Annotated in this window: 18 protein-coding genes; 17 read left to right on the top strand and 1 reads right to left on the bottom strand. The window is 70.1% G+C overall.

The features are described 5' to 3' along the window. The first annotated feature begins 154 nt into the window (after positions 1-154). The 16 genes from ACNPQM_RS15155 (at position 155) to ACNPQM_RS15080 (ending at position 15774) form a co-directional block, all read left to right on the top strand. Positions 155-1939, top strand: a complete 1785-nt coding sequence (locus ACNPQM_RS15155) for an enoyl-CoA hydratase-related protein (protein ID WP_418084425.1) — start codon at positions 155-157, stop codon at positions 1937-1939. A gap of 59 nt (positions 1940-1998) precedes the next feature. Continuing rightward, on the top strand, positions 1999-3084 hold the full coding sequence (locus ACNPQM_RS15150) for a hydrogenase expression protein HypE (protein ID WP_418084391.1): 1086 nt from the start codon (positions 1999-2001) through the stop codon (positions 3082-3084). A 112-nt stretch (positions 3085-3196) separates the two neighbouring features. Then, positions 3197-4981: a nickel-dependent hydrogenase large subunit gene (locus ACNPQM_RS15145; RefSeq protein WP_418084424.1), complete on the top strand. Its 1785-nt coding sequence runs from the start codon at positions 3197-3199 to the stop codon at positions 4979-4981. Next, a complete protein-coding gene (locus ACNPQM_RS15140; RefSeq protein ID WP_418084390.1) occupies positions 4978-5592 on the top strand; it encodes a hypothetical protein in 615 nt (204 codons plus the stop codon). The genes ACNPQM_RS15145 and ACNPQM_RS15140 overlap by 4 nt, the downstream gene beginning before the upstream one ends. Next, positions 5589-6260 carry a DUF5947 family protein gene (locus tag ACNPQM_RS15135; RefSeq protein ID WP_418084389.1) on the top strand — a complete coding sequence of 224 codons (672 nt, stop codon included), beginning with the start codon at positions 5589-5591 and terminating at the stop codon, positions 6258-6260. The genes ACNPQM_RS15140 and ACNPQM_RS15135 overlap by 4 nt, the downstream gene beginning before the upstream one ends. Continuing rightward, a complete protein-coding gene (locus ACNPQM_RS15130; protein WP_358859250.1) occupies positions 6257-6967 on the top strand; it encodes a DUF6084 family protein in 711 nt (236 codons plus the stop codon). Before ACNPQM_RS15135 ends, ACNPQM_RS15130 begins: the two co-directional genes overlap by 4 nt. Beyond that, positions 6964-8412 (top strand): hypothetical protein, encoded by a 1449-nt coding sequence (locus ACNPQM_RS15125; RefSeq protein ID WP_418084388.1) that lies wholly within the window; start codon positions 6964-6966, stop codon positions 8410-8412. Before ACNPQM_RS15130 ends, ACNPQM_RS15125 begins: the two co-directional genes overlap by 4 nt. Continuing rightward, a complete protein-coding gene (locus ACNPQM_RS15120; protein ID WP_418084387.1) occupies positions 8409-8957 on the top strand; it encodes a hydrogenase maturation protease in 549 nt (182 codons plus the stop codon). Before ACNPQM_RS15125 ends, ACNPQM_RS15120 begins: the two co-directional genes overlap by 4 nt. 19 nt (positions 8958-8976) lie before the next feature. Next, a complete protein-coding gene (locus tag ACNPQM_RS15115; RefSeq protein ID WP_418084386.1) occupies positions 8977-9081 on the top strand; it encodes a DUF6893 family small protein in 105 nt (34 codons plus the stop codon). A 129-nt stretch (positions 9082-9210) separates the two neighbouring features. Continuing rightward, positions 9211-9603, top strand: a complete 393-nt coding sequence (gene hypA, locus ACNPQM_RS15110) for a hydrogenase maturation nickel metallochaperone HypA (protein ID WP_418084385.1) — start codon at positions 9211-9213, stop codon at positions 9601-9603. 3 nt (positions 9604-9606) lie between these two features. Then, positions 9607-10485, top strand: coding sequence for a hydrogenase nickel incorporation protein HypB (gene hypB, locus ACNPQM_RS15105; protein WP_418084384.1), 879 nt, complete (start codon positions 9607-9609; stop codon positions 10483-10485). Continuing rightward, positions 10482-12887 (top strand): carbamoyltransferase HypF, encoded by a 2406-nt coding sequence (gene hypF, locus ACNPQM_RS15100; RefSeq protein ID WP_418084383.1) that lies wholly within the window; start codon positions 10482-10484, stop codon positions 12885-12887. Before hypB ends, hypF begins: the two co-directional genes overlap by 4 nt. Before the next feature lie 48 nt (positions 12888-12935). Continuing rightward, the gene (locus ACNPQM_RS15095; RefSeq protein ID WP_418084382.1) at positions 12936-13256 is read left to right on the top strand and encodes a HypC/HybG/HupF family hydrogenase formation chaperone; all 321 of its coding nucleotides are present in this window, start codon (positions 12936-12938) and stop codon (positions 13254-13256) included. Then, positions 13253-14377 (top strand): hydrogenase formation protein HypD, encoded by a 1125-nt coding sequence (gene hypD / locus ACNPQM_RS15090; protein WP_418084381.1) that lies wholly within the window; start codon positions 13253-13255, stop codon positions 14375-14377. The genes ACNPQM_RS15095 and hypD overlap by 4 nt, the downstream gene beginning before the upstream one ends. After that, complete coding sequence (gene hypE / locus ACNPQM_RS15085) at positions 14370-15488, top strand: hydrogenase expression/formation protein HypE (protein ID WP_418084380.1); 1119 nt, start codon at positions 14370-14372, stop codon at positions 15486-15488. The genes hypD and hypE overlap by 8 nt, the downstream gene beginning before the upstream one ends. A gap of 91 nt (positions 15489-15579) precedes the next feature. Next, positions 15580-15774 (top strand): antitoxin, encoded by a 195-nt coding sequence (locus tag ACNPQM_RS15080; protein WP_358859242.1) that lies wholly within the window; start codon positions 15580-15582, stop codon positions 15772-15774. Positions 15775-15938: 164 nt separating this feature from the next. On the opposite strand, the gene ACNPQM_RS15075 is transcribed toward ACNPQM_RS15080, so the two are convergent. Further along, positions 15939-16838, bottom strand: a complete 900-nt coding sequence (locus ACNPQM_RS15075) for a DUF427 domain-containing protein (protein ID WP_358859241.1) — start codon at positions 16836-16838, stop codon at positions 15939-15941. 538 nt (positions 16839-17376) lie between these two features. Between ACNPQM_RS15075 and ACNPQM_RS15070 the strand changes: the two genes are divergently transcribed. Continuing rightward, complete coding sequence (locus ACNPQM_RS15070; protein WP_418084379.1) at positions 17377-19272, top strand: LamG-like jellyroll fold domain-containing protein; 1896 nt, start codon at positions 17377-17379, stop codon at positions 19270-19272. Positions 19273-19617: the final 345 nt, after the last annotated feature.

Below are 19617 nucleotides of genomic sequence, written 5' to 3'. Positions count from 1 at the left end.
GCGGCCCGTATTCCGGCCGTCGAGTGGCCGCAGGACGTTCCCTTTCGAGTGACTCCGCCGCCCCGGCGCCCACGGAGCCCGTTTCCCGTGTCCGAGGCTTGCACCCGGCCGGACCCGCTCCGGCCGGGTGCCGCAGAACCGCTGGGAGTCCGCCGTGCACATCCTGCTCGTCGCGAGCGCGTTCAACAGCCTCACTCAGCGCGTCCACGCCGAGCTGCGGGACCGCGGCCACAGCGTGGCGGTCGAACTCGCCCTCTCCGAGGGTCATCTGCGGGACGCGGTCCGGCGGTTCGCCCCCGAACTGATCGTGGCTCCGATGCTCAGGACGGCCATCCCGCGGGACGTGTGGTCGGCGCACACGTGCCTCATCGTCCACCCGGGACCTGTCGGCGACCGCGGTCCGTCCTCGCTCGACTGGGCGATCCACGAGGGCGTCAGCCGCTGGGGTGTGACGGTTCTGCAGGCCGACGAGGAGATGGACGCCGGAGACGTCTGGGCATCGGTCGGGTTCTCCGTACCACCGGTCGGCAAGAGCGACCTGTACCGCAACGAGGTCTCCGATGCGGCGCTCACGGCCGTACTGCTCGCCGTCGACCGGTTCGCCTCGGGGACGTACAGCCCCCGACCCCAGGACGGCACACGGGCCACGGGCGGCACCCGGCCGTACTTCCGCCAGGAACTCCGGCGGATCGACTGGCGGTCCGACTCCACGCGGACCGTGCTGCGCAAGTTGCGCGCAGCCGACTCGCACCCCGGTGTACTGGACGAACTGCTCGGCGGCGAGTGGTTCCTGCACGGGGGACACCCCGAGGACCGGCTGCGCGGCCGCCCCGGAGAGCTGCTCGCCACGCGGGCCGGTGCGATCTGCCGGGCGACGCCCGACGGCGCCGTATGGATCCCGGAGCTTCGGGCCAGGCGGCGGCCGGGAGGGCCCGCCCCACTCAAACTCCCCGCTGTCCTGGCGCTCGGCGACCGATTGCCTTCGCTGCCCGAGGACCCGGTCCCGCCGGACGCACCCGGGCGCCGCGGAACCTGGACCGACATCCGCTACGAGGAGACCGGCGCCGTCGGGCATCTCACGTTCTCGTTCCCCGGCGGGGCGATGAGCACCGCACACTGCACGCGCCTCCTGGACGCCTACCGGACCGCCTGCTCCCGGCCCACCTCGGTCCTGGTGCTGGGCAGCGGCCGGGACTTCTTCTCCAACGGCATCCACCTGGGCGTCATCGAGGCGGCGGCCGACCCCGCCGAGGAGTCCTGGGCCAACATCAACGCCATGAACGACCTGGTGCAGGCCGTGCTGACCACCACAGACCGGCTGGTGATCGCCGCCGTGGGCGGCAACGCCGCAGCCGGAGGAGCGATGCTCGCCCTGGCCGCCGACGAGGTCTGGTGCCGCAAGGGATCGGTCCTCAACCCGCACTACCGGCTGATGGGGCTGTCCGGCTCGGAGTACTGGACCCGCACTCTGCCGCACCGAGTGGGCCCCGAGGTCGCCGAACGGCTCGTCCACGAAGCGCTGCCGCTCGGCGCCGAGTCCGCCGAACGGCTCGGCCTGGTGGACCGGACGGTCGCCTGCCCGCCCCGGGACTTCCCCGGCGAGGCCCTCCGACTGGCCGTCCGGCTGGCCTCGTCGACGGACGTACAGGCCCGGATCGCCCAGAAGAAGCCGGCGCTGGAGCGTCAGGAGGCGGTCAAGCCGCTGGCCGTCCACCGGCGGGAGGAACTGGCTGCGATGCGGTCCATCTTCTTCGACCCGGACGCGCCCTACCACTCGCTGCGCCGCGCCTTCGTGCGCAAGGAACCCCCGGCCCGGACTCCGCACCACCTCGGCACCGGCGTTCCCGGCACGCGCATGGCGGATCCTTCCGCCGGCCGGGACCGCAATGTCACCGCAACGGCCGCGCTCGGCGCAGTACCCGGGCCGGCTGGCTGTTAGCTGGACATGAACGCCGAAAAGCGGGCATTCATTGCATAGCTCTCCAAGGAGGCATCCCCATGGGTGCAGCAACAGCGAACACGGTCGGCGCCCGGGCAGAAGGTGCGGCCGCCGACGAGGAGTCCCCGATCCACATCCTCTGGATCAATGCGGGGCTGAGCTGTGACGGCGACTCGGTGTCGCTGACCGCGGCGATGCAGCCCAGCATCGAGGAGATCGTGCTCGGTGTGCTGCCCGGGCTGCCCAAGATCCAGGTCCACTGGCCCCTGATCGACTTCGACAGTGGTCCGGTAGGCGGCGCGGACACCTTCATCGAATGGTTCTTCAAGGGCGAACGCGGCGAGCTCGATCCCTTCGTGCTGGTCATCGAGGGATCCATCCCCAACGAGTCGATCAAGCAGGAGGGTTACTGGTGCGGCTTCGGCGACAACCCCGAGACCGGCCAGCCGATCACCACCAGTGAGTGGATTGACCGGCTGGCGCCGAAGGCCCTGGCGGTCGTCGCCATCGGCACCTGCGCCACCTACGGCGGCATCCATGCGATGGCCGGCAACCCGACCGGCGCCATGGGCGTACCCGACTACCTGGGCTGGGACTGGACCTCGAAGGCCGGTATCCCGATCGTGTGCGTGCCCGGATGCCCGATCCAACCGGACAACTTCTCGGAGACCCTTACCTACCTGCTCTACCAGGCGGTGGGATCCGCGCCGATGATTCCGCTGGACGACAAGCTGCGCCCGGCCTGGCTCTTCGGAGCCACCGTGCACGAGGGGTGCGACCGGGGCGGTTACTACGAGCAGGGCGAGTTCGCCACCACCTACGACTCGCCGAAATGCCTGGTCAAGCTGGGCTGCTGGGGTCCCGTCGTCAAGTGCAACGTACCCAAGCGCGGCTGGATGAACGGCATCGGCGGCTGCCCGAACGTCGGCGGCATCTGTATCGCCTGCACCATGCCCGGATTCCCCGACAAGTTCATGCCGTTCATGGACGAACCGCCCGGCGGCAAGGTCTCCAGCGCCGCCAGCGAAGCGTACGGGGCGGTGGTCCGCAGGCTCCGGTCGATCACGGCGAAGACCGTGGACAAGGAACCGAGGTGGCGTCACAAGGGCTCCAAGCTCACCACCGGATACCGAACGCCCCGGTGACGGGCGCGGCGTCTGCCGGGTGCCCCGCACCCCGCGATCGGTGAACGTCCCGATTCCGCCCAGCTCCCTCCTCCATCAACTCCCACTCCCCAGAAGGGTCATGGCACACACAATGGCACCCACGACGAAGGCGGCCGGCGACGGCAGTGGCCTCGTCGAGATGGCCTGGGATCCGATCACCCGGATCGTAGGCAGTCTCGGCATCCACACGAAGATCGACTTCAAGCAGAAGCAGGTCGCGGAGTGCTACAGCACCTCGTCGGTCTTCCGTGGCTACAGCGTCTTCATGCGGGGCAAGGACCCCCGGGACGCCCACTTCATCACCAGCCGCATCTGTGGGATCTGCGGCGACAACCACGCCACATGTTCCGTGTACACGCAGAACATGGCCTACGGGGTGAAGCCGCCGAACCTCGGTGAGTGGATCATCAACCTGGGTGAGTCGGCGGAGTACATGTTCGACCACAACATCTTCCAGGAGAACCTGGTCGGGGTCGACTACTGCGAGAAGATGGTCCGCGAGACCAACCCCGGAGTCCTGGAGCTCGCCGAGCGCACCGAGTCGCCGCACGCCGGGGAGCACGGCTACCGCACGATCGCCGACATCATGCGCTCCCTCAACCCCATCGAGGGGGAGTTCTACCGCGAGGCCCTTCAAGTGAGCCGCTACACACGGGAGATGTTCTGCCTGATGGAAGGGCGCCATGTGCACCCCTCCACGCTCTACCCGGGCGGCGTCGGAACGGTCGCGTCCGTCCAGCTCTTCACGGACTACCTCAGCCGCCTCATGCGGTACGTGGAGTTCATGAAGCGGGTTGTTCCCCTGCACGACGACCTGTTCGACTTCTTCTACGAGGCGCTGCCCGGGTACGAGGAGGTCGGCCGCCGGCGGGTTCTGCTCGGTTGCTGGGGAGCGCTCAATGACCCGGAACACTGCGACTTCACGTACGCCAACATGACCGACTGGGGACGGAAGATGTTCGTCACCCCCGGCGTGATCGTGGACGGCAAACTGGTCACCAACGACCTCACCGAGATCAACCTCGGCATCCGGATCCTGCTCGGCAGTTCGTACTACGACGACTGGGAGGGCAAGGAGCAGTTCGTCACCCACGACCCGCTGGGCAACCCGGTGGACCCCCGCCATCCGTGGAACCAGCACACGATCCCCGCCCCGCAGAAGCGGAACTTCGACGACAAGTACAGCTGGGTGATGTCGCCCCGCTGGTTCGACGGCAAGGACCACCTGCCCCTGGACACCGGTGGCGGCCCCCTCGCCCGACTCTGGTCCACCGCGTTGTCCGGGCTTGTCGACGTCGGCTATGTGAAGGCCACCGGTCACAGCGTCGTCATCAACCTGCCGCGCACCATGACCAAGCCCGAGACCACCTTCGAGTGGAAGATCCCGAAGTGGAGCAACGCGCTGGAACGCAACCGCGCTCGCACCTACTTCCAGGCGTACGCCGCCGCGATCGCGCTGCACTGTGCCGAGAAGGGGCTCGAGGAGGTCCGTGCCGGACGCACCCAGACCTGGGAGAAGTTCGACGTGCCGGACGAGAGCATCGGTGTCGGCTTCACGGAGGCCGTACGCGGCGTGCTCTCCCATCACATGGTGATCAGGGACGGCAAGATCGCCAACTACCACCCCTACCCGCCCACCCCGTGGAACGCCAGCACGCGGGACACGTTCGGCACCCCCGGCCCCTACGAGGACGCGGTGCAGAACACACCGATCTTCGAGGAGAACACCCCGGAGAATTTCAAGGGCATCGACATCATGCGGACCGTCCGCAGCTTCGACCCCTGCCTGCCGTGCGGCGTCCACATGTATGTGGGCGACGGCAAGACCGTCAAGCAGATGCACGTCCCCACCGGGCTGAGCGGACTGGCCGGATGAGCGCCGCAGCGATGGCCGTCGCACCGCCGAGGGCCCTCGACGCCGTGCAGGCCGGGCAGCGGGTCGAGGACCTGCTCGACCGCCTGAGCGCCAACGGCGACCAGGAAGTGTGCGCCGCAGCAGAGGAGTTGGTGCGGGTCCTGATGGACTTCTACGGCGCCGGCCTGGCCCGGATCGTGGGCCGCCTCGGCACCCCGGCGGACCGCGGAACCGGCGACGGACCGCTTGCCGCGCTGCTCGACGACGAACTCGTGTCGAGCCTGCTGGCCCTGCATGATCTGCACCCGGAGGACACCGGCAAGCGCATCGCGCGCGCCCTGGACTCCGTACGTGACCCCGTCGAGGTCGTCGGCTTCGACGAGGAGACCGGCATCCTGCGGCTGCGCTCCTCGGCCGGGGCCGGTGACGGTGGTGGCTGCGGCTGCCCGAGCACGGGCGCGGCGACGCAGCGCAGCGTCGAGGACGCGCTGGCCTGCTTCGTACCGGAAGTGGAGCAGGTGGTGATGGAGCCGGTGACCGTCGACCGGGAGCCACCCCTGCTCCAGATCGGCACCCGCCCGCCGGCCGGAACTGCCGGAGCCGGCACGACCGTTGCCGCGACGGCACCGTGAACGCCCCCCCGACCAGGGCCGAGCGTCGCCCGGCGCCCGCTGCCCGCACCCGAGGCCTGCGCAGATTCGCCGCGCCGCCGGGACCCCGGCAGGAACGGTGCGAGCTGTGCGGCGTGCCCGTGACCGAGGGCGGTCACCGGCATCTCGTGGACACCGAGAAGCGTGCGCTGGCCTGTGCGTGTACCCCGTGCGCCCTGCTGTTCGAGCGGCCCGGCGCAGCCCACGGACGCTTCAGAACGGTCCCGGACCGCTATCTGTCCGATGCGGACCACCGTCTCGACGACGGTGCGTGGGAGCTTCTGCAGATCCCGGTCGGCGTCGCGTTCTTCTTCCGCAATGCGGCGCTGGACCGGCTGGTCGCGCTCTACCCGAGCCCGGCCGGAGCCACCGAGAGCGAACTCGACCCGGAGACCTGGCAGACCGTGCTGGGCGCCAGTCGCCTCGCCACCCTCCTCGAACCCGATGTCGAGGCCCTGCTGATGCGCCGCACGGAGGGCCGGGCCGAGTGCTACCTCGTACCGATCGACATCTGTTACGAGCTGGTGGGACGCATGCGCCTGCTGTGGCAGGGCTTCGACGGCGGCGCTGAAGCGAGAGCCGATCTCCAGGCGTTCTTCGCGCACGTCGAGGGACGGGCCCGGGCCCAGAGGAAGGGGCACCCGCGGTGACGGAATTCGCCTTCACCTGCGCCGGAGTCCGCACCGACCCGTACGCGGCGGGCCCCACGCTGGTCTTCCGGCTGCGCATCACCGCGTCCGCAGAAGCGCGGGTGCACGCCCTCGCGCTGCGCTGCCAGATCCGTGTCGAACCGGCCCGGCGGGGCTACGAGCAGGGCGAGGCGGACGGACTGCACGACCTCTTCGGCGACCGTTCACGCTGGGGAAATACGCTCCAGCCGCTGCAGTTCGCCCAGGTCTCCCTCACGGTTCCGTCCTTCACCACGGAGACCGAGGTGGACCTCGTCGTGCCCTGCACCTACGACCTGGACATCGCCGCGACCCGGTACTTCGACGCGCTCCAGGACGGTGAGGTGCCGCTCCTCCTGCTCTTCTCCGGCACCGCCTTCACCGGGGACGGCGGCTTCCACGTCGAGCCGATTCCCTGGGACCGCGAGGCGCCCTTCCGGATGCCGGTGGCGGTGTGGAAGGACATGATCGAGCAGCACTTCCCGGGCTGCGGCTGGATCCGGCTGCCGCGCGACACCATGAACGCGCTGCTCGCATTCCGCTCGCGGCAGGCCCTGCCGTCCTGGGAGGCGACCGTCCAGGCCCTGATCGACCTGGCCGGAGCCGCAGGTACTCCACCCTCGCGGTCCCCTGAGCGCCCGGTGCACCGGGCCGTACTGCCCCGCGTCACCGAGAGGACGGCGCCTTGACCTCATCCCTCCTCACGCCCGCACTGGAGTCCCGGTTCGCCACCGCACGGCAGGTGGCCGACACCGTCCTCTTCGAGGGCTATGTGCTCTACCCGTACCGGGCCTCCGCAGCCAAGAACCGGCTCCGCTGGCAGTTCGGGGTGCTCGTGCCCCCCGGCTGGGGCACGGACCGCGAGGAGCACGACTTCCAGCACACCGAGTGCCTGATGGAGCCGAAGCCCGGTGCGACGCTCGCCGTCGAAGCACGGTTTCTGCACGCCCAGCGGCGCACGGTTCAACAGGCCCGCGACGACGGCACGTTCGAGGACGTGGCTGAACTCGAGCTCGCCGACCGGGTGCTGGTCCCCTGGGACGAGGGCGCCGAGGAACGCGTCGAAGTGGTCGTCGACGTCGCCGAACTGGCCGGGGACGGTGTCACTGTGCCCTTCACCAGGCCCGCCCGCGAGGAGACGGAACCCGTCCTGGACGCGGACGGGCGGACGGTGGGACGCCTGGTCCGTCGCTGCGAGGTGATCAGCGGCGTGGTGCGGCTGTCCGCCCGCGAACTCGACGGACCCTACCGGGTCGTGCGGCTCACCGCCGTGGTCGAGAACACCAGCACCTGGACGCCCGACTCCGCCGAGGCCGACCGGGACGCCGCGCTCCCACGGTCGCTGGTCGCCTCCCACCTCCTGATGGGGATCAGCGCGGGCTCGTTCCTGTCGATGACGGACCCGCCCGAGTGGGCGAAGGGCGCGGTCGCGGCCTGCCGCAACCTGCACACCTGGCCGGTGCTCGCCGGGGAACCCGGGCGCGCGGACCTGATGCTGTCGTCCCCGATCATCCTGGAGGACCATCCGGCCATCGCCCCCGAGAGCCCGGGAGCGCTGTACGACGCCACCGAGATCGACGAGATCCTCGCCCTGCGCACGGCAGCCCTGACCGACCAGGAGAAGCGCGAGGCCCGAGGCACCGACGCCCGGGCTGCCGCGGTCGTCGACCTGGCCGATTCGATGCCCCCCGAGGTCCTGGAGCGGCTGCACGGCGCGGTGCGGGCCCTGCGCGAGATCACCGGACCCGACCCGTCTCCGCCCGCCGTCCAGACCACCCTCCCGGAAGACGTCGACCTCATCGACGTCCGCGGTGTGCTCCGCCCCGACACCCCGTGGTGGGACCCCGCGAGCGACGACACGGCCGACCCGGCCCGGGACCGGATCCTGGTGGACGGCCGGTCCGTGGGCGTGGGCAGCCGCGTCCTTCTGCGACCGGGACTGCGGCGCACCGACGCCCAGGACCTGTTCCTCAAGGGCCGCAGCGCACAGGTCGAAGCAGTGCTCCACGACGTCGACGGGGGAGTGCACCTCGCGGTCACCGTCGAAGGCGACCCGGGCGCGGACATCCGCCGTGAGCAGGGGCGCTTCCTGTACTTCCAGCCGGACGAGATCACCCCCCTGGAGGATGCGTGAACGCCCCCGCGCAGGAACGTCCGAGAACCCTGATCGCCGGGATCGGGAACATCTTCCTCGGCGACGACGGCTTCGGCGTCGAGGCGGTGCGCGCACTGTCCTCGCACCGCCTCCCGGACCACCTCGAGGTGGTCGACATCGGCGTACGGGGGGTGCACCTCGCCTACCAGGTCCTCGACGGATACGACACGCTCGTCCTGATCGACGCCACGGAGCGCGGCGGCGCCCCCGGAACCCTGTACCTGATCGAGGTCGACGAACCGGGCGCCGTCGAGCCGCAGAACGCACTGCTCGACGGCCACCGGATGTCCCCCGACGCCGTCCTGGCACTCCTCGGCACCCTGTGCGCGGGCACCGGAGCCGTACCGCCGAGGCGCACGCTCGTCATCGGCTGCGAACCCGACAACGTCGACGAAGGGATCGGACTGAGCGCCCCCGCTGCCGCAGCAGTGCCACAGGCCGTACGGATGGTCCTGGACCTCGTACAGGAAGAAGACCACGAGGCCGCCGCCCAGCGGGCGCCGGCCGGTCCCGTCATGAACTGAGCAGAAGGAACTCACCCCCATGAAAAAGACCCTCATCCTCGGCCTGACCGCCGCCGCTCTCGTCGCCGTCGCCGCGCAGGTCCTGCCCGACGTCAAGCGCTATCTGCGGATGCGCTGCATGTGACGGCGCCCGCCGCCCGGTACCGGCCCCTGGCTGCACCGAATGGTGTATGTGCCGTACGGGTACCGGCGAGCCGGTCCGCCGGCCCCCGTCACCCGCCGCTGTAATGACGCACGGCAGGACGGAGACGCAATGCATGAGATGTCGATCGCCATGGCCGTCGTCGACCAGGTGGAGGAGGCGGCTCGGGCAGGCGGAGCCGCCTCGGTCGAGTCCGTCCGGCTTCAGGTCGGCGAACTGGCCGGAGTCGTTCCCGACGCCCTGTCCTTCTGCTTCGGACTCGCCTGCGCCGGGACCGTTCTGGAAGGCGCCGAACTCGTCGTCGAACCGGTGGCGGCCCGCGCGCGGTGCGAGCCCTGCGCGGACGAGTGGGCGGTCGGCATGCCACCCCGGCTGTGCTGTCCGGCCTGCGGCGAGCCGACCGCCGAACTCCTGTCGGGGCGCGAGCTGCAGATCGTCAGCGTGCACTGGCAGGACGGACCCGAACACGAACACACCCGCGAAACGATCTCCCAGGAGCGCTGAACGATGTGCCGTGAAGTCGACCTGCAGCAGGCGGTACTCGCCAAGAACGACGCGACGGCACGCAGCCTGCGAGCCGCGCTCACGGCGCGCGGCACCATCGTCGTCAACCTGCTCTCCAGCCCCGGCAGCGGCAAGACCGAACTGCTGGAACGCGAACTCGGCCGGGCCCGGGAGAGGGGAGTGCCGGTCGCCGCGCTCACCGCCGACCTCGCCACCGAGAACGACGCGGTCCGCCTGGCCCGGTCAGGAGTCCCGGTCAAGCAGGTGCTGACCGACGGACTCTGCCATCTGGAGGCCGGGATGCTGGGCCGTCACATCGACGACTGGCTGCCCGACGGGACCCGGATCCTCTTTGTCGAGAACGTCGGCAACCTGGTCTGCCCCGCTTCGTACGACCTCGGGGAGACGCTCAGGGTGGTCCTCGCCTCCGTGACGGAAGGCGAGGACAAGCCGCTGAAGTACCCCACCGCGTTCGGACTGGCCCAGCTTGTCGTGGTCACCAAGACCGACATCGCGCAGGCCGTCGGATTCGACGAGGCCGCCTTCCGCGCCCATGTCGAGCAGGTCAACCCCGGTGTGGACGTGGTGCTCACCGCCGCCCGCCGCGGTGAGGGGGTGGGCACGCTCCTCGACCGGGCCCTGGCCGCCGGGGAAGGCGCCGCGGTCCACACACCGGTGATGGCCCGGCAGCACCCGTCCCACCAGCACACGCACGGAAGCCAGCACACCCACACCCACACGCATACGGGCGTGCATACGCACACGCATCCGGACCTCGGAACCCACGATCACCCGCACACCGGCCCGCACGTCCACGCGCACCCCGACGAGCCGCTCGTCGTGACGACAGCACCCGCCCCCGCGGCGCAGCAGCGCCCGTGACGACCCCACAGCCCGGGACCGCCGTCGGTGGAGCCGTGCAACGGAGGCGGGTCGTCGTCCGCGGCGTCGTGCAGGGCGTGGGCTTCCGGCCCTACCTGTACGCCCGCGCCACCGGGCTCGGGTTGGCCGGGCACGTCACCAACACCACCGAAGGCGTCGTCGCCGAGGTCGAGGGCGCCCCGGCCGCGGTGGCCCTGTTCTGCGACCGGATCGCGGCGGACGCCCCACCGCTCGCCCTGGTGGATTCCGTCGACCACAGGGAAGTCCCCGCCGCCGGCGGATCCCGCTTCAGCATCGAGGACTCCAGGACCGGCGGACCGGCCCGCACACTGGTATCCCCGGACGTGGCCACCTGTGCCGACTGCCTCACCGAACTGGCCGATCCGGCCGACCGGCGCCACCGCCACCCCTTCATCACCTGTACGCACTGCGGGCCCCGCTTCACCATCGTCACCGGAGTGCCGTACGACCGCGCACACACGACCATGGCCCGCTTCCCGATGTGCGCCGACTGCGCCCGCGAGTACGCCGACCCCGCCGACCGGCGCTTCCATGCACAGCCGGTCGCCTGCCCCGACTGCGGCCCCCGGCTGCGACTGCTCGTCGGGCAGCCGGACCGCGCACTGCCGGCACAGCCCACAACCGGACGCGACCCGGTCGCGGAAGCCCGTCGGCTGCTGTCCGACGGCGCTGTCCTCGCGATCAAGGGACTCGGCGGCTACCACCTCGCGTGCGATGCCGAGAACTCCGCCGCGGTGTCCCTGCTGCGCCGCCGCAAGGCCCGCGGCGACAAGCCGTTCGCCATGATGGCCCGCGGCATCGACGACATTGCGCACCTCGTGCAGCTGGGCGGCGAGGAGCGAGCCCTGCTCGTCGGTGCTGTCCGGCCCGTCGTCCTGCTGCGACGCCACGCCGACGCCCGCCCGGGCCCCGGCACCCCGTGGCCGTCCGACGCGGTCGCCCCGGGCAGCCCCGACCTCGGGGTCATGCTCCCGTACACCCCGCTGCACCACCTCCTGCTGGGCCTGCCCGGTGACCCGCCGGGACCGCGCCTTCTGGTCATGACCAGCGGCAACGTGGCGGGTGAACCGATCGTCACGGATGACGACGAGGCGCTGGAGCGACTGGCCCACCTCGCCGACGCGTGGCTCACGCACGACCGCCCGATCCATGTGCCGTGCGACGACTCCGTCGTGCGCGTCTGCGACGGGGAGCGGCTGATCGTACGGCGCTCACGCGGCTATGCCCCGCTGCCGCTCGCCCTGCCGCATCCGGTACCGGCGACCCTCGCCACCGGCGGCGACCTGAAGAACACCTTCTGCCTCGCCGAGGAACACCGGGCTTGGCTGTCCGCCCATGTCGGCGACATGGACGACCTCGCCACCCAGCACGCCTTCGAACGTGCCGAACGGCACGTGGAGACCCTCACCGGAGTGCGCCCCGGCATCCTGGCCACCGACCGGCATCCCCGCTATCGCACCGGCCAGTGGGCCCTGCGCCGGGCCGACGGCCGGCCGGTCGTCCGCGTACAGCACCACCACGCGCATATCGCGGCCGCGATGGCCGAGCACGGAAGGGACGGCAGCCGCCGAGTGATCGGCGTCGCCTTCGACGGTACCGGTTACGGGGACGACGGTGCGGTGTGGGGCGGCGAGATCATGCTGGCCGACTATGAGACGTACCACCGCTTCGCGCACCTCTCGTACGTTCCGCTGCCCGGCGGCGATGCCGCCGTGCACCGGCCCTACCGGATGGCGCTTGCTCATCTTTACGCGGCCGGCATCGGCGCGGCGGAGGATCTGCCCTGCACGGCAGCCTGCCCGCCGGACGAACGGCGCGTGGTGCTGCGTCAGTTGGAGCGAAACCTCAACTGCGTCCCCACCTCCAGCATGGGCCGGCTGTTCGACGCCGTCTCCTCGCTGGCCGGCGTCTGCCACCGGGCCGGGTACGAGGCCCAGGCCGCTGTCGAACTGGAGGCCGCCGCGGTCGGCGCCGCCGTGGATCTCGGACCCGGTTACGGCTTCGCGCTGCGCCCGGCGGGCACGGCCGACGGGCAGCGGTTGATCATGGACCCGTCGCCGGTAATGGCAGCCGTCGTCGACGACGTGCGCGCCGGCACTGCGCCGACGCTTGTCGCCGCACGCTTCCACCGGGCCGTCGCGGACCTCGTGCTTCAGGTGTGCACCTCGGCCCGCGAACAGCACGGCCTGCACGAAGTCGCCCTGACCGGTGGCGTGTTCGCCAACACCCTTCTCTCCTCCTGGTGCGCCAGGACGCTGAGCGAGAACGACTTCACCGTCCTGCGCCACCGGAAGGTCCCCCCGAACGACGGCGGACTGGCGCTCGGCCAGCTCATGGTGGCCGCCCGCACCGGAGCGGCGCACATGAGCGCCGCCGACTGACGTCCTGCCCGGCGGAGCCGGGCAACGCCCCCACAGCAAGGAGCAGCCATGTGCCTGGCGGTACCCGGCAGAGTGATGGACATCGAGGAACGCGACGGTACCCGGATGGCCACCGTCGACTTCGGCGGCGTGGTCAAGGAAGTGTGTCTGGAATATCTGCCGGACCTCCAGGTCGGTGAATACGCCATCGTCCATGTGGGGTTCGCCCTGCAGCGACTCGACGAGGAGTCGGCGCGGAAGACGCTCACCCTCTTCACCGAACTCGGTCTGCTTCAGGAAGAGTTCGGAGATCCGTGGGAACTGGCGGCAGAGGCCGGCGGAACGTCCCCGACCGGTGGCGCCGAGGCGCCGCAGGAGGTTCAGCAGTGAAGTACATCGAAGAATTCCAGAACCCGGACCTGGCGCGCCGACTGCTGGACGACATCCACTCCATCGTGACCCGTCCGTGGGCGCTGATGGAGGTCTGTGGCGGACAGACGCACACCATCATCCGGCACGGCATCGACCAACTCCTGCCGGAGCAGGTCGAACTGATCCATGGTCCGGGCTGTCCCGTCTGCGTCACACCGCTGGAGGTCATCGACAAGGCACTGGAGATCGCCTCCCGCCCCGAGGTGATTTTTTGCTCGTTCGGGGACATGCTCCGGGTCCCCGGAACCGGCCGTGACCTGTTCCGGGTTCGCAGCGAGGGCGGCGACGTGCGGATCGTGTACTCGCCGCTCGACGCCCTGAAGGTCGCCCAGCAGAACCCCGACCGTGAGGTGGTCTTCTTCGGGATCGGATTCGAGACCACCGCACCGCCCAATGCCATGACGGTGTATCAGGCGCGCAGGCTCGGCATCCCGAACTTCAGCCTGCTGGTGTCCCATGTACGGGTTCCCCCGGCCATCGAGGCGATCATGCAGTCGCCGAGCTGCCGGGTGCAGGGGTTCCTGGCCGCCGGCCATGTGTGCAGTGTGATGGGCATGCGGGAGTACCCGGAGCTGGCCGAACGGTTCCAGGTCCCCATTGTGGTCACCGGTTTCGAGCCGCTGGACATCCTCGAAGGCGTACGGCGGACCGTCCTGCAGCTGGAACGCGGTGAGCACACCGTGGAAAACGCGTACCCGCGCGCCGTGCACCCGGACGGGAACCCCGCGGCGCTCACCATGCTGGACGACGTCTTCGAAGTCACCGACCGCGCCTGGCGCGGCATCGGCACCATCCCCGACAGCGGCTGGCGGCTCTCCACCCGCTACCGGGACTACGACGCCGAGTACCGCTTCTCCGTCACCGGCATCGACACCAAGGAGCCCGCCGAATGCCGCAGCGGTGAAGTCCTGCAAGGACTGCTGAAGCCCCACGAGTGCGAGGCGTTCGGCACCACCTGCACCCCGCGAAACCCGCTCGGGGCCACCATGGTCTCCAGCGAGGGCGCCTGCGCCGCGTACTACCTCTACCGGCGCCTGGACATCAGGACCGCACCCAGGGAGACGAGCCCCGTTGCCTGAGACCACCGAAGCACTGAACACCGCCGTCACCGCGACCGCGGGCGGCCCCGGCGAGGCGCCCGTACTCGACCTCACGGCGTGGACCTGCCCCGCACCGCTGCGCGACCAGCCGCGGGTGGTGATGGGCCACGGCGGCGGCGGCGCACTCTCGGCCGAACTGGTCCAGCACGTCTTCGCGCCCGCCTACGGGGGCGGCGTGCTTGCGCAACTGGCCGACTCAGCCGTGGTGTCGCTGGGCGGCGCCCGGCTGGCCTTCTCCACGGACTCGTACGTCGTGCGGCCACTGTTCTTCCCCGGCGGCAGCATCGGCGACCTCGCGGTCAACGGCACGGTCAACGACCTGGCCATGAGCGGTGCCAGGGCCGCCTACCTCTCCTGCGGGTTCATTCTGGAGGAGGGCGTCGAGCTTTCGGTCGTCGCGCGCGTGGCCGACGCGCTGGGTGCAGCGGCGCGCACCGCGGGCGTCGAGGTGGTGACCGGCGACACCAAGGTCGTGGACGCCGGTCATGGCGACGGCATCTTCATCAACACCGCCGGGATCGGCCTCGTCCCGGCCGGCGTCGATCTGTGTCCCCAGCGAGTGGTCCCGGGCGACGTCGTGATCGCGAGCGGGGCGATCGGCGCGCACGGCGTGGCGATCATGAGTGTGCGCGAGGGTCTCGAGTTCGGGGTGGAGATCGAGAGCGACTGCGCGGCGCTGGGCGGGCTGGTGGAGACCATGCTCGCGGTCACCCCGGACCTCCATGTCCTGCGCGACCCCACACGTGGCGGACTGGCCGCGGCGCTCAATGAGATCGCGGTGGCCTCCGGCACCGGTGTCGTTGTTCAGGAGCGCAACGTTCCCGTCCCGCCGGCCGTGGCCAACGCCTGCGCCGTCCTGGGCCTGGACCCGATGTACGTGGCCAACGAGGGCAAACTCGTCGCGTTCGTCCCCCGTGAGCACGCCGAAGCCGTTCTGGAGGCGATGCGGGCGCATCCACTGGGAGCGGAGGCGACCGTGATCGGCGAGGCCGTGGAGGCGCATCCTGGCATGGTCGTGGCCCGCACCGGGCTCGGCGGGACGCGCGTGGTCGACCTGCCGATCGGGGAGCAGCTGCCCCGGATCTGCTGATCCGACGGTCCTGCGGACGGCTTGCGCGGATGCGGGACCGGCGCTGTGTGGCGACCCTGGAGAGGTGGGGGTGACTCGCTGAGGAGGACCCATGTCCATGATGGACAAGATCAAGCACATGCTGAAGGGCCATGAGGACAAGGCGGAAAAGGGCATCGACAAGGCGGGCGACGCCATCGACACCAAGACGCAGGGAAAGTACACCGGCCAGGTCGACACGGCCCAGGACAAGCTCAAGGACGAGCTCGGTTCTGAGCGGGGCGAGGACCGGCCGCCGCAGCCCTGACCACGCCGCTGTGCTCCTGCGGATCGCGCAGACGCCCCACGATCACACGGCCCCTTGTATTCCCGTGCCCGTTGCCGTTGAGGATGCGTACGAGTCGTGCGCGGGCGCCGGCTCCAGGGCGACGACGCCGCATCGGGCTCGCACGAGCCCGATGCGGCCTGCCGTCATGCGCCCGGACGCCGAGTGAAGCCGGTGGCCGGGCGTTCCAACCGCTCGCCGTCCACGATGATGTCGACGGCTTCGTTGTAGAACGCGATGAGATCCTTGACCGCACCTGCGGCCGGGACGGGGTCGGGGTAGCTCCACGCCACGTGCGCCGGTGAATCGCTGTCCGGGTCGGTCAGGGACCAGTATGCGGCCGTCCCCTTGTACGGGCATCCCGTACGCAGGTCGGTCGGGGTGAACAGGTCAAGGCGGACGTCCTCGCGGGGGATGTAGTAGCGGACAGGCAGGCGCGTCTCGAAGAGAAGTACCGGGCTTCGGGTGTCCGCGACGAGCGTTCCGTCGATCTCGATCTGCACGTGCCGAGAGCTGCGGAGCGCGTCCACCCGTGAGTACGGGTCGCGGGGATGGACAAAGATCTCTTCGTCCTCCTCGTACCAGTGATCGGGACCTACGCCGACGCGTCCGAACCACTCGAAGGCGATGTGTCCGGCGAGCTCGGCGCCCGGAAAGGTCCATGCGGCGTTGGGCTCCGCGACGCCGTCCACGACGAGGTCGTAGAAGACCGTGGAGCCCGAGTGCGCGCCCATGGCGGGGTCGGCCGCCGGGCGGAGCAGATCGGTGCGGACGTCGTCCCGGGGGAAGGCGTAGAGCGGTACGGCATGGCCGGGTTCCCACACGAGGACCGGGCGGCGGCTGTCGACGACGACGGTCGTGCCCTTCTTGCCGCGTACTCGGCGCTCGCTCGGCTCCCAGGTGAGGGTGGCGTCCGGCACCGGGTGACGGCGCTCGACGGCAGGGGCGGGTGGAGTGGTCACGAAGTCCTCCTGCGCGAGGGTGCTGATCGAGGTGTCCGTCAGGACCTCTGCGGCGGTCCACCGGGCGAGGCTCCAAGGATCCATGCGTCCCCCGGTCCGGTTCACCGGCCGGGCCGGTGGAGGACCGTCACCTTGCACCCGTAGCCCAGCCGATACCGGACCGGTCTGTCTCAGCGTACGTCCGCACGCGGGCCGGAGTACCGGATGACATCCCCGTACCGAGGACGGGCACGGGCCGTTTCGTCCGGCCCACCACACCGGCCCTCTCGGCACGCCGCCTGATGAAGAGGTTCGGCGGTGCGGGCACCGGGTGGGAAAGCAGTGGTCGGGACGTCCGGCACGGGGGAGAGGCATGAACGGCCCGCGACCGTCCTCGCCGCCGCGGTGATCCTCTGCGGACTGCTCACAGTCGGACTCGTCCACCCCACCCCGGCTGCCGCGCACGACGCCACCACCACCGCGTACGCCGAGGTCGCGCCAGGATTCGGTGCCGCGACCGGAAGCCGCTCCTCCCATTCATGTACTCGCCGCGCAGTTGTTGCCGCTGAGGCCCAGCTTCTCCCCACTTGCCGCAGCTAGCTTGCAGTTGGTCCCCCGACGCTCGTCCTCCGCGGAGAATTTCATGTGCAGCCCGCTCCACCAGCCCGACGGTCCGCTCCTGCCTGCCGCCGCGCGCCGTACGTTTCTGCGCGCCACCGCGGTCGGCGGCGCCGCGATCGCCACCGCAGGTCTCGCGGGCGCCGGCCCCGCTGCAGCCCTGCCACACCAGAACACCGCTGCCGGCAGCAGGTGGCGCCCTGACCCGGACGACGCGAGATTCACCGTCGTCGTCATGCCGGACACCCAGTACCTCTTCGACGGGGCCAGCATCAACAGGGCCCCGGTCGAGGCCTCGTTGCGTTACGTCCTCGATCACGGGCGCGACGAGAACATCGTATTTCTGTCCCATCTTGGCGACTTGACCGAAAGTGGCCACCCGGACGAATTCGGGCCCATCGGCGAGGCGTTCGCCCTTCTCGACCGGCAACACGTGGGTTATAGCGTCGTCGCGGGCAACCATGACATCAAGTCCTCCACCGACGACCGACGCGGCCGCACCCCGTACCTGGACACCTTCGGCCCCCAACGCATGCGACGCCTAACGACGTTCGGCGGCGCAACGCCGGACGGCTACAACACGTACCACCTGTTCCGCGCCGCGGGGCGCGAGTGGCTGGTGCTGGCGCTCGACTGGCGGCCGTCGACAGCCGGGCTCGCCTGGGCGAGGGACGTCATCGCGGGACATCCGAACACGCCGGTCATCCTCACTACGCATGAACTGGTGTACGCGAACGCGGACGGCGACGAGGCCGAATTCTCCGGTCACGGAAAGCATCTGTGGGACGAGCTGATAGCAGGGCACGACCAGATCTTCCTCACCCTCAACGGCCACTACTGGCCCGCCGGGCGCACCATTCGCAAGAACATCGCGGGCAACGACGTCCATCTGCACATCACCAACTACCAGAACCGCTACTACGGTGGCAGCGCGATGATCCGTCTCTACCGCTTCGACCTCGCCAGGAACACCATCGACGTAGAGACGATCTCCCCGTGGATCCTCGGTCGTGCCGGCGGAAAGCTCAACGACCTGGAACGCGCCGAGATCGAACTGACCGGCCCGCAGGACCGCTTCAGCATCCCCCTCGACTTCGAGCGCAGATTCGCCGGCTTCGCACCCGTCCCCGCACGTCAACCCCGCCCCGCCGAGCAACTACTGATACCCGGCACTGTCGCATACTGGCGCTTCGATTCCCCGACGCACCCGGACGGCTCCGCCGCCGACGCGGCCCTGCGCGTCCCCGACCTGTCCGGAGGCCGCAACGACCTGCTGCGCCGGACCGTTGCCGGCAGCGAGCCGGACACACTGCGCTGGTCGGACGACCACCACCCGGACCAACCGGGTCACGGCAGCCTCTACTTCGGCGGAGAGAAGGGACCACTCCGCGGCTCATACCTGTCCACGGAGAACAACGCCCCCCTCAACACCAAGACATTCCGCTCCGGATACACCATTGAGGCCTTCCTCCGGCTGCCTGCTGACTGGGATGCCGGACGCCACGCCTGGGGCGGTGTCCTGGGCCGACGGGGCACGCTCGGCTCCGCAGGCAAGACGACCGGCGACCCGGACGAGCCTGTGGCCACTCTGTCCTTGTCGGACGGGCCCGGGCTGCAATGGGCAGCCGCGCCACTGAACCAGCCGGGGGTCGTCACCAACTGGAGCCATGAACTGCAGCGTGAACGGTGGTGGCACGTCGCCGTCGTCAACGACGGATCGCACACCACGATGTACATCGACGGGTGCGTCGTCGCTCGTAACCCCGACACCCGGACCGTTGGGCTGGCCACGGCCGGCTTGCCGTGGTTGCTCGGCGCGTACGAGTACGGCGGCGCTCTCGATCAGCTGATGCACGGCTGGATCGGCGACGTACGGATCGTCGAACGCGCACTACGGGTCAAGGAGTTCATGATCGCTTGACCCGTCGGGAACGCCGGGAGGACCGGGGTGAGGGCTGCTGTGTCCCCGCCCAGGCCTTCGTGGTGCTCTTCCCCGTCCCGCGGCCGTGCCCGCATATCGGTTTCCGGACCTACCCGCCTCGCGAGGCAATGGGCGGCGGAAGCCGGCCAGGCGAATACAGGCATACGCCAGGCCATGTCTGCTGTCTGCCTTCCTATATCCGATCGTGCCGGCGTGAGCAACCTGGTCGGGACCTGCCCGCGAGCGCGGCATCGCGCACACGATCCCCGAGGAGAGCGACCAACCGCGTCACCGGCGAAAGCGCGGTCGACGTGGCGGGCGGCCACCAAGCCTTGACCGGGAGAC

Source organism: Streptomyces sp. NPDC056231, from assembly GCF_048270745.1.
GTDB lineage: Bacteria > Actinomycetota > Actinomycetes > Streptomycetales > Streptomycetaceae > Streptomyces.
The sequence above is the reverse complement of the archived record's forward strand: the minus strand, read 5'-3'. Positions and strand labels throughout refer to the sequence as shown.